The organism is Nonomuraea sp. NPDC049714, assembly GCF_044465295.1.
Classification (GTDB): Bacteria; Actinomycetota; Actinomycetes; order Streptosporangiales; family Streptosporangiaceae; genus Nonomuraea.
Genome location: NZ_JBITLM010000013.1, coordinates 205,758 through 217,843, shown reverse-complemented (window position 1 = coordinate 217,843; position 12,086 = coordinate 205,758). Strand labels below are relative to the sequence as shown.

13 protein-coding genes are annotated in these 12,086 nt (G+C 69.2%); 6 read left to right on the top strand and 7 right to left on the bottom strand.

Going from position 1 to position 12,086, the window contains the following annotated elements:
* Nucleotides 1-594 (top strand): hypothetical protein, encoded by a 594-nt coding sequence (locus tag ACIBQX_RS39620; protein ID WP_397013865.1) that lies wholly within the window; start codon nt 1-3, stop codon nt 592-594.
* A 334-nt stretch (nt 595-928) separates the two neighbouring features.
* Here the strand turns inward: ACIBQX_RS39620 and ACIBQX_RS39615 are convergent, their stop codons facing one another.
* Nucleotides 929-1,399: a MarR family winged helix-turn-helix transcriptional regulator gene (locus ACIBQX_RS39615; protein WP_397013863.1), complete on the bottom strand. Its 471-nt coding sequence runs from the start codon at nt 1,397-1,399 to the stop codon at nt 929-931.
* Between the two features lie 245 nt (nt 1,400-1,644).
* Between ACIBQX_RS39615 and ACIBQX_RS39610 the strand changes: the two genes are divergently transcribed.
* Nucleotides 1,645-3,498: a PHB depolymerase family esterase gene (locus tag ACIBQX_RS39610; protein WP_397013861.1), complete on the top strand. Its 1,854-nt coding sequence runs from the start codon at nt 1,645-1,647 to the stop codon at nt 3,496-3,498.
* A gap of 378 nt (nt 3,499-3,876) precedes the next feature.
* On the opposite strand, the gene ACIBQX_RS39605 is transcribed toward ACIBQX_RS39610, so the two are convergent.
* Nucleotides 3,877-4,446 (bottom strand): TetR family transcriptional regulator, encoded by a 570-nt coding sequence (locus ACIBQX_RS39605; protein WP_397013859.1) that lies wholly within the window; start codon nt 4,444-4,446, stop codon nt 3,877-3,879.
* Nucleotides 4,447-4,553: 107 nt separating this feature from the next.
* Here ACIBQX_RS39605 and ACIBQX_RS39600 point away from each other — a divergent pair, with 107 nt between their 5' ends.
* The 4 genes from ACIBQX_RS39600 to ACIBQX_RS39585 all read left to right on the top strand — a co-directional run bounded on the left by ACIBQX_RS39600 (nt 4,554) and on the right by ACIBQX_RS39585 (nt 7,044).
* A complete protein-coding gene (locus ACIBQX_RS39600) occupies nt 4,554-5,492 on the top strand; it encodes an NADP-dependent oxidoreductase (protein WP_397013857.1) in 939 nt (312 codons plus the stop codon).
* Nucleotides 5,493-5,693: 201 nt separating this feature from the next.
* Nucleotides 5,694-6,113: a DUF6640 family protein gene (locus ACIBQX_RS39595; RefSeq protein WP_397013855.1), complete on the top strand. Its 420-nt coding sequence runs from the start codon at nt 5,694-5,696 to the stop codon at nt 6,111-6,113.
* A 129-nt stretch (nt 6,114-6,242) separates the two neighbouring features.
* Nucleotides 6,243-6,536, top strand: coding sequence for a putative quinol monooxygenase (locus tag ACIBQX_RS39590; protein WP_397013853.1), 294 nt, complete (start codon nt 6,243-6,245; stop codon nt 6,534-6,536).
* Nucleotides 6,537-6,684: 148 nt separating this feature from the next.
* Nucleotides 6,685-7,044, top strand: a complete 360-nt coding sequence (locus tag ACIBQX_RS39585) for a hypothetical protein (RefSeq protein ID WP_397013851.1) — start codon at nt 6,685-6,687, stop codon at nt 7,042-7,044.
* A gap of 51 nt (nt 7,045-7,095) precedes the next feature.
* Here the strand turns inward: ACIBQX_RS39585 and ACIBQX_RS39580 are convergent, their stop codons facing one another.
* The 5 genes from ACIBQX_RS39580 to ACIBQX_RS39560 form a co-directional block, all read right to left on the bottom strand.
* A complete protein-coding gene (locus ACIBQX_RS39580) occupies nt 7,096-8,253 on the bottom strand; it encodes an FAD-dependent monooxygenase (protein ID WP_397013849.1) in 1,158 nt (385 codons plus the stop codon).
* On the bottom strand, nt 8,250-8,717 hold the full coding sequence (locus ACIBQX_RS39575) for a GbsR/MarR family transcriptional regulator (RefSeq protein ID WP_397013847.1): 468 nt from the start codon (nt 8,715-8,717) through the stop codon (nt 8,250-8,252). The genes ACIBQX_RS39580 and ACIBQX_RS39575 overlap by 4 nt, the downstream gene beginning before the upstream one ends.
* 253 nt (nt 8,718-8,970) lie before the next feature.
* Nucleotides 8,971-10,527, bottom strand: coding sequence for an ABC transporter permease (locus ACIBQX_RS39570; RefSeq protein ID WP_397013845.1), 1,557 nt, complete (start codon nt 10,525-10,527; stop codon nt 8,971-8,973).
* Nucleotides 10,524-11,396, bottom strand: a complete 873-nt coding sequence (locus ACIBQX_RS39565; RefSeq protein WP_397013843.1) for an ATP-binding cassette domain-containing protein — start codon at nt 11,394-11,396, stop codon at nt 10,524-10,526. Before ACIBQX_RS39565 ends, ACIBQX_RS39570 begins: the two co-directional genes overlap by 4 nt.
* Complete coding sequence (locus ACIBQX_RS39560) at nt 11,389-12,063, bottom strand: TetR/AcrR family transcriptional regulator (RefSeq protein WP_397013841.1); 675 nt, start codon at nt 12,061-12,063, stop codon at nt 11,389-11,391. Before ACIBQX_RS39560 ends, ACIBQX_RS39565 begins: the two co-directional genes overlap by 8 nt.
* Nucleotides 12,064-12,086 lie beyond the last annotated feature (23 nt).

Here is a 12,086-nt window from a genome sequence, read left to right as displayed (position 1 = left end):
TTGTACGGCATCGCCGAAGCTGCCGGCTACCTCGCGATCCCCGCCTCTACCTTCACCAATTGGGCCTTCGGTTACCAACGCCGTCAGCGCGACGGCCGTGCGATCCGCGCCAAGCCGATGATCACCGCCACCCGGGCAGAGCAGCCGAACGAGGCATCCGTACCCTTCATCGGGTTGGCCGAGGGATACGCCCTGGCCGCATTCCGGCAGGCAGGCGTACCACTGCAGCGCATCCGACCGGCGATCGACGCACTCCAGCGCGAACTCGGCCTGGAACACGCCCTGGCCAGCCGTCGGCTCTTCACCGACGGCGCCGAAGTCCTCTACGACTACGCCGAGCACGTCGGCGACGACTCGGCCCGCGAACTGGTCGTCGTCCGCAACAACCAACGCGTCTTCACCGAGATCGTGCAGAACTACCTGCGCCGCGTGGACTTCGCACACGACGGATACGCCGAAGTGATCACCCTTCCGCAATACCGCGTCGCCGAGGTCACGATAGATGCCCGCCACGCCTTCGGCCGGCCCCGATTCGCCCGCGGGGGCGCCAAGATCGAGGATGTCCTGCGTGTCGCCACCCGAACAGCCGCGTAGGTTCTTCGTCGATCGCAGTCTCGGCCGGGTCGCCGTACCCAAACTGCTGCGCGAAGCCGGGTGAGACCTGATCACCCTGGCCGAACACTACGGCGTCCCCAAGACGAGACCATCGAAGACACCCGCTGGATCGAGGACAGCGCCCTGCCCTGACGAAGGGCGACTCCTCTCCCGCCTTTGCGATCAGAATTCGCCACTAACGCCTGGTGATACGCCGCGCTGAGGCACCGTGCTTTCACCGCGCCCGCGGCTGGGCGCGCGATTCCGCAGTACCGTTCAGGAAGCAGGCCGCTCGGCCCGCACCATCCTGCTTGCCTCATCCGAAGGACCGGGGTCAAGGGCGTGTGTCCGGGTGGAGGGCTCGGGCGCACAGCGTGAGCGCTTCCGTGAGTGTCGTGCGGTCCGGGTCGTCGATCTCGGCGAGCATGACGGCTTCGATGCTGTCGAGGGAGCGGTCGCATCGCCGGAGGGTGCTCAAACCTTTCGGGGTAAGGCGGGTGCGCAGAGCGCGGCCGCCGCAGGGATGTGGATCGCGGCGGATCAGGCCGCGTTGTTCGAGATCGCGGATGACCAGGTTCATCGCCTGCGGAGTGACGAAGGCGATGCGGGCCAGATCGGCCGAGGATGGGGCGTCGCGCAGGCGCAGCTCGCTGAGCGCCATGTATCCGGTGGTCGTCATGCCGTGCCGGGCGAGCGCTTCATCCAGGCAGGCGCGGATGCGGCGTTCCAGCCGGAACACTAGGTAGCTCACACGGGGCGGCGGTGCGTCCGGCGCAGCGGCCGCGGGGACACCCGGATCGGTCACCAGGAGACGATATCGCGCCCCGTCAGGACGGGCTCCAATGTAAGTTTCTCACACCGTTATCAAGGACCTTGATAACAAGTTACTTGATAACCAGGGGAAACGGCTCATTGCCAGGTGAACTGGCGGGCATGCGCACCAAGCGTGCATTGACGGTGGATCGTGGCCCTTCTATTTTCCAGCGACCGACGTCAATACGCGGCGGACCTATCCGTGGCGCGCCGCGGATATGGAGAGGAGGAGCGCGAATGAGACGATTGACCACGGTGCTGGCTAGTGCCTGCGCCGCGGCGCTCTTTGCCGTCATGACCGTTGTACTCGGATCGCCGGCCGTCGCCGCCACCCTGGTGGAGGTGACCAGCTTCGGCAACAACCCGGGCAACATGCGGATGCACGTCTATGTGCCGGACTCGCGCCCGGCCTCGCCGGCGATCGTGGTTGCGATGCATGGCTGCGGCGGCTCCGGTCCCGGCTTCTACCAGGGCAGTGAGTTCGCCTCGCTGGCGGATCGATATGGCTTCATCGTCATCTACCCGACCGCCACCCAGTCGGCAGGGTTCGGCAACTGCTTCGACACCTGGTCGGACGCGGCCAAGCAGCGCGGCGGCGGCAGCGATCCGGTCTCGATCGCCTCGATGATCGACTACGTCGAGCGGAACCATCAGGGAGATCCGAACCGGGTCTACGCCACTGGAAGCTCGTCCGGCGGCATGATGACCCAGCACATGCTCGCCGTCTACCCGGACATGTTCAAGGCAGGGGCCTCCTTCATGGGTGTGCCCTTCAACTGCTTCGCCGGCGCCTCCGACTACCCGCCCGGAAGCAGCAGGTGCACCGGCGGGAGCATGGACCGAACACCCCAGCAGTGGGGCGATGCGGTCCGCCAGGCGTACCCGGGATATTCCGGCTCCCGCCCGCGCATGCAGCTGTGGCACGGCACCAACGACACCCTCGTGCCCTACTCGCTGCTGCGGGAGTCGATCGAGCAGTGGACCAATGTGTTCGGGCTGAGCCAGACCCCGACCAGCACCGACACCCCGCAGGCAAGCTGGAACCGCAGCCGGTACGCCAATCCGTCCGGCACCGTGCAGGTGGAGGCGTACAGCATCCAGGGCGCCGGGCATGCTCTTCCGCAGAGCGGTATGGCCCTCTACGCCATCGAGTTCTTCGGTTTGACCACCAGTCCGACCGACACCACGCCACCGACCCTGCCAGGCACGCCGGTCGCGTCCAACGTGACCGCCGCCAGTGCCACGCTGACCTGGACCGCGTCCACCGACCAGGGCGGCTCCGGCTTGGCCGGCTACAACGTCTATCGGGAGCAGGGCGCCACCGACCCGCAGCTCGGCCAGTCCACCACCACCTCGATCACCCTGACCGGGCTGAGTGCCAACACCCAATACCAGGTGTACGTACGGGCGCGTGACGGCGCGGGTAACCTGTCGGGCAACTCCGCGCCGGCCACCTTCACCACGGCCGCCACCGGAGGTGACACCATGCCGCCGACCGCCCCGGCCGGGCTCACCGCCTCGGGCACCACCACAACCGGCACCAGCCTGACCTGGGCGGCCTCCACTGACGACACCGGTGTGACCGGCTATGAGATCCTGCGCGCTCCCGGCGCGATGGGCGGCACGTTCACCCAGGTCGACACCTCGGCCACGACCTCGTTCACCGACACGGGCCTGTCCCCGGACACCACCTACCGCTACCAGGTCCGGGCGCGCGATGCCGCTGGTAACGTCTCGCCGGTCTCCAACACCGTCCAGATCACCACTCAGGGAGGTACGACCGGTGCCTGCTCGGCCACCCCGACCGTACAGTCCCAGTGGGGGAGCGGGTATGTGATCCAGCCGCTGACCATCACCAACACCAGCACCTCGACGATCAGCAGCTGGACCGTCACCTTTACCCTGCCGGCCGGGCACACCCTGACCGGCTCGTGGAACGCCACCATCACCACCAGCGGCCAGACCGTCACGGTCAGAAGCGTCAGCCACAACGGCACGCTCGCGCCGGGAGCCGGCACCACCAGCTTCGGCTTCCAAGCGAGCAGGCCCAACGGCGACACCGCCCTGCCGTCCGGCTACACCTGCGCCTGACCGTCAGCCTCACGCGGTATGGAGAACGTCATCAACGATGACCGGCTGGGTGAGCTTGCCGAGAGACCGGACGTCCTCACCCGCTGGGACTCGGCAAGGCCGGAACGCCTGGTGTGAACCCGTCGCCTTCGGCACTCGCAGGCGGCCGTCCCGTGAGCCCCAGCCGTGACATTCGTTGTGCATGCCCCGGTTGTTCAACTGGGCGATGACAGGTCACACTCGCGCACCGCCCACCCTGACGGGCGGGTCAGCACCTGGACCGGCTGCGGGTGGGTGACGTGCTGTGTTCGCCCGGGCTGGCGCGTACGGCTTCGACATCTCCACCACGCCTTCCGTCGCCGCAGGTCATCGTGGCGTAGCTAGCGCACCAGCACGGGGTCAGTGCGCAGCGGCGGTCAAGGTGCGCAGTTGGGCGAACGACCGGCGGATGGTGTCGCGGAGGTCGAGTTCGTCGGCGGCGTCCACCCATCGCTGGAAGGCCACGCGGTACACCGCGGAGCCGGTCTCGGCTGCCAGGCTGGCCTCCGTGTCGCCGATGCCGCGCCGTCGTAGCCCGTCGGCGACCGCGGCCGACATCTGTTCGAGTTTGATCAATTCGCGTTCCCGGAGCTCGGCGTTGGCCCTGATCACCGTGTGCCTCTGCCGGGCGAGGCCACGGTCGTGTCCGATGATGTCGGCCATGGCGTCGAGCGCCGCAGCGACGAGATCCAGCGCTGTCGCCGTGGTGGGCGCGGCCTCCAGCGCGGCCAGTGCCTTCTCCTCCAGCTCGGCCGCGGCATCGAAGAGGACCTCGCGCTTGTCGGCGAAGTGGCGGAAGAAGGTACGGGCGGTCACGCCGGCCCGCTCGGCGATGTCGGCCACCATGGTCTGCTCGAAGCCCCGTTCGAGATACAGGGCCAGCGCGGCCTCCTGCAGTCGACCACTGACTCCCGGCTCCCAACGTCCCATACGGCGAGTTTAGTGCCGCCCTGTGCCGAATCTCGTAGTGATGTCATCAGGTGACATCACCGTGCTACAGTGATGTCATCAGATGACATCACTGAGGGGTGTGTGCCATGACGACGAAGCGCATCCAGTACCACCGGTACGGCGGGCCGGAGGTGCTGCGGCTGGAGGATTTCGCGCCGGCGCCGCCCGGCCCGGGTCAGGTGCTGGTCCGCGTGAAGGCGGCAGCCGCCAACCCAATGGACTGGAAGATCCGCAGCGGGGAGATGAAGGTCATGACGGGCCGGAAGTTCCCGCGCGGCGTGGGGCACGACTTCGCGGGCGTCGTGACGGCGGTCGGCGCAGGCGTCACCCGGCTCGGCGTCGGCGACGAGGTGCTCGGCGGGACGGGCCTGAAGGCGGCGGGGGCGTTCGCCGAGATGGTCGTCGCCGAGGAGAACGCGGTCGCGTCGAAGCCGGCGAGTCTCTCCTGGGAGGAAGCCGCCGCGCTGCCCGTCGTCGGGCTCACCGCCTTCCAGGCCATGGTCGGCATCGGCGACCTACGCGCCGGGCGCGCCGTGTTCATCCACGGCTGCCTCGGCGGAGTCGGCCGATCCGCCGCGCAGATCGCCCTGGCGCACGGCGCGTCCGTGGCGGGCAGCTGCCGCGACACCGCCATACATGAGGCACGGGAGCTGGGTATCGACCCGGTCGTCGGATTCGACGTCGATACCAGGAAACACCTGCGGCGATTCGACGTCGTTTTCGACACCGCCGGCACGCTGCCGATCGGAACGGCGAAAGCGTTGCTCAAGCCCGGTGGCCGCATCATCGACATCAATCCCACACCGGCGAGATTCCTTCGCAGCGCTCTACCGGGACCGTACCGAGTGCTGATGGGCAAAGCCAATGTCGCGGACCTCGACGCGGTCGTGCAAGCTGCCGGAGAGGGTCAACTGCGAATTCCGGTTGCCCGCTCCGTGCCGCTCGGCGAGGCGATCGCGGCGCTCACCGAGCTGGAACAGCACCGCGCACCCAGGGGCGGCAAGCTCGTCATCACGACCGACTGACCATCACATCGTTCGAAATCCCGAATCGAAAGGACAAGGCCACGTCACCGACATTCACGGTGGTGGGAATCCTTCACGGGGACACGAACTTCACTGAATTCGCAGCACTTCGAGATGCCGAAGAGAAGCAGCTGCCGGACCAGGCGGAGACCGCCCATCAGGCGCGAACCTGGGTCGGACATTCACCCGAGGGAGAATAGGGTGTCAGATCGCAACCGCAGGAAGTTCCCGTTGGGGAAGGTGCTCATCTCCTTGTCCGCGGTGGGAACCGCAGTCGGCGCGTACATCGCCGACTGGAACGAGTCGCACATCTACAATCCGGCGTGGCCACCGCACGCGAAGTTCCATAACGCGCAGACCATGAGCATGGGCGTCGCACTGTCGTTGGCGGTCCTCTATTACCTGTGGAAACCAGACCAGACGCGCGCGTCGCTGGCAACTGCCGCCATCATTGCGAGCATGTACGGCGTCACCCAACTGTCCGTCGCGTTCTATCCGGGAATAGCCAGCGTCGACCCGCCCGGTGGAGACACCTGGCCGCAACTCATGACCACCCTGCCCAGCCTCGGGTTCGTCCTCGCCGGCTATCTGATCGAGCGCCGCCGCATCACCCGGAATTAGCACTCAGAGCAACCGTGCGTCACCGCCACGCCCTCCACGTCAGACAGGAGCGCCGTAGCAAGTAGAGCGACTTACGATCGCAGTGATGTCATGCCATGACATTACCGAAACCTCCCAGAATTTGGAGCGATGACCATGATCCTCGGAATCGCCGAGATGAGCGTAAAGCCAGGCAGCGAGAAGGAATTCGCGGAAGCACACGCCGCGGCCAGTGAGGCGTTCAGGCCGACCGAGGGAATGCTCTCGGCACGCCTCACCCAGGGGGTCGAGACCCCAACAAAGTTCGTACTTCTCGTGGAATGGACTGATATCGCGGCCCACGAGCGCTACCGCGACACCGAGCAGTACGCTCGTTGGCGCGCGGCGATCGGCCCGTACGTCGCCGGGCCCGCTGCCGTCCAGCACACCCGCGTCGTCGCCTGACCCGAGCGGACTGGCCGGCAGCCTGCCGCCGATAGGCGCGTACGAGTGCTCACGCGGACGAGGCCTGCCGCCATCAGCCCGGTTAAGGTCACCGGCAGCATCCGAGAGGGGGCTGGATCCCAGGACCGGCGGGAGAAATCATGGGAGGGTGCGTGAAGCTTTCGTCCACGAGGCGACGATCGTCATGGAAGCGCGCGGTGATGTGCGTGTCCCTGGGGCGGCGATCACGGTGGCTCTGTGCGGGGGCTGGGAGCACGAGCCGCCCTGCCCGATCGCTCCGCACCATACGGCTGCCGACCGTCGGGGCGGCACGGTGCGGGTGCGCGTCCTGTTCGCCGCGGAGCCAGAGGCGGAGAAGGAGGTGCGGGGTCGCATCGACGCCGCGCTCGCGCTGGGGACGCTCGACGGCCCGGACGGGACGACGACTCGATGGCGGCTTCTGGACGCCCGGCCCGGTCAGCTGCGCGCCGGGGAGTTGCCGCATGCCGCGCGCCTCAGGTGCGGCTGAATACGAGACCCGGGGCCCCGGCAGCGGGCGCGCACACCATGGCGAACCGCGTCACCTTCCGGTGTCCGGGGCGGGCAGGTGGGGTGGTTGCCAGCGCCAGGTGGCGTTGCCGTCGGGTGCCAGGCCCTTGCGCCACAGCGCGGCCGGCATCAGTCGCACCATGGTCGTCATCCATCGGTGGGCGGCGGGGGAGGCGGTGCGGCGGCCGTCGGCGCGGGCGCCTCGCACGGTGGCTTGGGTGCGGGGGCGGCGTTCGGTGTCGTAGCGGCGTAGCGCGGTCTCGATCGCGGGCTGCCCGGCAAGGGCGGCGGCCAGGACGACGGCGTCCTCGATGGACTGGCCGGCGCCTTGGCCGCGGTCGGGGCTCATGGCGTGCGCGGCGTCGCCGAGCAGCGCCACCCGCCCGTTGACGTAGGACGGCAGGGGGTCGAGGTCGTGGATGTCGAGGTGGATCACGGCCTCGTCCGGGGTGGCGGCGATGAGCTCCGGGATCGGATCGTGCCAGTCCCGTACGTGGTCGAGGACCGTGGCCTTCTCGTCGTCATGGCGGACGCCGGGCTGGGGGCAGGTGGTGACATAGGCCCAGTAGGCGCGGTCCCGGCTCACCGGATGGATGAGGAAGTAGGCGCCGGAGCCCATGGTGACGCTGCCCGGCAGCCCGCCGGTGGGGGCGATGCCCAGCCAGGCGGTCCGGCCGAGGTAGCGGGGTGGGGGTGCGTCCGGCCACAGCAGCCGGCGCACGGTGCTGCGGATGCCGTCGGCGCCGATCACCAGGTCGGCGGTGGCCCCACCGCCTGTCCAGGTGACCGTCACCTGGTCCCGGTCCTGGTGGAGGGCGGTGACTTCCGCGCCGGTGCGCACCCATCCGGCGGGCACCGCCTCCAGCAGCAGCCGGTGCAGGTCGGCGCGGTGGAAGGCGAGTAGCGGTGTCGGGTCGCCTGGGCGGGCCCGTTGCAGGTGGCGGCCGTTCGGCAGGCGCAGATTACCGGTCGAGTAGGTAGGCACCCCGGCCGCGCGGGCCTGGTCGCCGACGCCGAGTGTGTCCAGGCAGCGCATCGCGTTCGGCGCCTGGGACATGCCGGCGCCGATCTCACCCAGCTCGGCCGCCCGCTCAAGCACCACCGCCTGCCAGCCGATCCGATGCAGCGCCACGGCGGTGGCCAGCCCGCCGATGCCGCCGCCGACCACGATCGCCCGCCCGCTACTCATGAGTTCTCCTCGTCGTCGTCGGCGCGCAGGGGCGGCGCCTTGTCGAACACGTCGGCCATCCAGGCGAAGGTGGTGTGCGCCTGCTGGATGCGCGCGGAGCGGTCGTCGTCCGGGCCGACCAGGTCGAGGCCGTCGCGGGTGATGGCCAGGAACGAGGTGATCCCGGCGACCTGCTGCCGGACCACGACGGCCCACGCATCCTCGGCCATCCGGTAGTAGACGGTCCGCTCGCCCGGCCGGGTCCGCCATGTCAAGAACCCCATACTGGTCAGCAGGCGCAGGTTCGAGGTCAGCGAGGCCCGGCTGGCGCCGATGGCCTCGCTGATCTGCCCGGCCGACTGCTCCGGCGGATCGCACACCATCAGCCAGCCCAGCACCCGCCCGGCAATCGGCGGCACCCCGTCGCGGGCCAGGTACATGGCCACGCGCTCCACCCACTCCAGCAACGCTTCCTGCTCGTCCACAAGGTTCAATATACAGTTATTTCAGTATGAGCTGAAGCCCGTGTAATGAGGCGAGGCGTGTGGCGGTCCGCATTGCGGTAGCCCACCGGGCTTGGCCCTCTCCGCGGCCTGCGCGAACCGCCGGTCGGGCGCCTGCTCGGGGTCGTCCACGCGAAGGTAGTTGGCGATCGTGGCGAGCTCCGGTGGCGGGGTGCCGAGGAACGGCTCGCGGTGCCCGCGCGCCAGCTCATGGAGACCGCGTCCCGTGCTGGAGTCAGACGGCCAGGTCCCGGCGGCGGAGCCCGTACAGGCCGGCGGCTGTGAAACCGGCGGCGACGAGCGTGAGCCCGAGCAGGGTGCCCGGTCCCGGGTTGGCCAGCGTGGAGTAATGGACGTGTGCGAACGGGGAAATCATGAACACCGAGTCGCTCACCAGCCCGACTTCCCAGCTGACCTCCAGGGCGATGGCCAGCGCGAGGACGGCCCACACCATGACCGCGCCGGCCCGCCGGAACAGCCCGAACGCCGCCACGGCGATCCCGGCCATCACCCACACGCCGGGCAGGATGACCGTGGTGAGGGCCAGCGTGCCGGCGAAGTCGCCACTGCCGAGGCCCAGCCCGAGACCGGCGACCACCAGGACGACGACCGGTACCGTCACCGCGAAAGCGAGATGGCTGAGCGCCCAGCGCGTCCGGCTGACCGGGCCCGACAGGAAGAGCTCGGTGCCCTCCGCGCCACGCAGGCGCAGCACGGTCATGATCGCGTACAGGGAGACGGAGAACACCGACAGCTCGTACACGACGAGCCGGAAGAAGATCTCCACGGGGTCTGCGGCTCCGGTCCGCTCGGCCCAGAAGTCCAGCCCTCCGCTCTGACCGAACTGTTCGAGCGCGCCCTGCCCGGCCAGCCCGAGCGCCACGCCGATGAAGGCGGCGCCCGTGACCCACGCCAGCGCCATGCCCCGGTGCATCCGCCACGCCAGCCCGAGCGGCCCGCTCAGGCCGGGCGGCGCCTGGGCGGGGCCCGGCCGCGACGGCACGAGCCCGGCGCCGACGTCCCGCCGGGCCGACAGCGCGTAGGCCGCCCAGAGCAGGGCCACGACGAACACCGCGACCACCGGGAACACCCACCACTGCTCGCCGCCGAAGGCGCGGGCGCGCAGGATCCAGCCGTTCGGCACGAGCCAGCCCAGCCATTCCAGCCCCGGGCCGCCCAGGTCGCTGAACCCGCGGATCAGGTACGCGGTGAAGAACACCGTGAAGGCCAAGGATCCGGCCAGGCGGGCGCGCTGGGTGAGCTGCACGGCCACCGCGGCCAGCGCGGCCCCGACCCAGCCGGCCGAGGCGGCCGTCAGGCCCCAGGCGAGCGACCCTGCCAGGGGGAGCCCGGCGCTCACGCCGACCACGGTGATCGTCGCGGCCAGCACCAGGTTCGCGCCCAGCACGACGGTGAGGGCGGCGGTCAGCGGCGCGTGCCGCCCCACGGCGGCCGAGCCGACGAGCTCGCGACGCCCTTGCTCCTCGTCGGAGCGGGTGTGCTTGACCAGGAGGATGATGCTGGCCAGGGCGGCGAAAATCGTGGTGGCGGCGCCCCGCTGCTGTGCGGCGGCCGCGCCCACGCTGTCGCCGTACGCCGGCCCTTGCAGCAGCAAGATGGCCGGATTGTCGGCGATCTCGTCGACGTAGCGCCGGAGGGCGTCCGGTGTCGGGAGCAGCTCCCGGATGGTGGCCACCGTGGTCGCGACGAAGAGGGTGACCGACAGGATCCACAGTGGCTGCCAGACGCGGTCGCGGCGCAGGATCAGCCGGATCAGTGCTGTCCTGTTCACCGGTAGTGCCTCATGAACAGCTCTTGGAGGGTGGGGGGCTGGGCGGTGATGTCGCGGACGCCGTACTCGGCGAGCCGGGCCAGCACGTCACCGATGTGCTCGGTGTCCGCCTGGAATCGCACCCGGTCACCATCCGTGCTGAGCTCGTGGACATGGGGCAGGCGGTCGTCCGGAACTCTGGTCAGCTCCGCCGTGACCGAGATACGGGTCAGATGGCGCAGCTGTGCGAGTGTGCCGGCCTCCACGATCCGGCCGTCGCGGATGATGCTCACCCGGTCGCAGAGCGCCTCGACCTCGGCGAGGATGTGGCTGGAGAGCAGGACCGTACGGCCGGCGCGCCGCTCCTCGATGACGGCCTCGCGGAAGACCGCCTCCATCAGCGGGTCGAGGCCCGAGGTCGGCTCGTCCAGCAGCAGTAACTCCACCTCGGAGGCGAGCGCGGCGATCAGCGCGACCTTCTGCCGGTTGCCCTTGGAGTACGTCCGGGCCTTCTTGCGCGGATCAAGGGCGAAACGCTCGATCAGTTCGTCGCGCCGCTTGGCGTCGGCGCCGCCGCGCAGCCGGCCGAGCAGGTCGATCACCTCGCCGCCGGTCAGGCTCGGCCAGAGGGTGACGTCGCCGGGGACGTACGCGAGCCGCCGGTGCAGCTCGACGGCATCGGCCCAGGGATCGCCGCCCAGCAGCCGGGCCTCGCCGCCGTCCTTGCGCAGCAGGCCGAGGAGGATACGCAGGGTCGTGCTCTTGCCGGCGCCGTTGGGGCCGAGGAATCCGTGCACCTCTCCTTCCCGCACGGTCATGTCCAGGCCGTCCAGCGCGCGGACCCGGCCGAAGTTCTTGATCAGTTGATGGATCCGGATCGCATCAGGCATCGGGGGGCTCTTTCAGGTGAAAGTCGGTGACGGCCTGACGGAGCTGGTCCCCCTGCTCGGCTGCGATCCACTTCCCCATGTGTGCGTAGACATCGGCCAGGGCCGCGCCGATCAGACTGGAGTTCGCGCGCTGCAAGACGTCGATGCCGAGTCGCCGGGACAGGTGTTCGTGGAGCACGATCGTGCCCAGGTGCATCGCCGCCATCACGACGGCGCGTTCGCGTACCTTCGCTTCGCCCGGCGAGAACTCGTCCGGCCAGGTCTCCGCGAAGAACCGCTCGGCGGCTTCGGCGCCTTCGTCGAACAACGCCGCCGCCGCCGGCGAGCCCTCGACCAAGGCCCGAGCGAGATAGCGGACGCTGAGCTCGCTCGCGTCGTACATCCCTTTCATGAACTCGGCGTTGACGTCGGCGCCGTCCTGGACCTGGCCGGCGGCGCCCAGCACGGTGTCGCGGACGTGCATGTCGCAGGCTTCACGCAGCGCGTCCTTGGAGCCGAAGTGGTGCTGGACCAAGCCGACAGAGACGCCGGCGGCGTCGGCGATGTCCTTCAGCGTGGCCGCTTTGACGCCCCGGGCGGCGAACTGATCGAGGGCGGCGTCGCGGATGCGGGCACGCGCGGTCAGGTCTTCGGGCGGACGATCACCGGCACTCGACGGTATTGGCATACCGGGAACAATATATTCATATT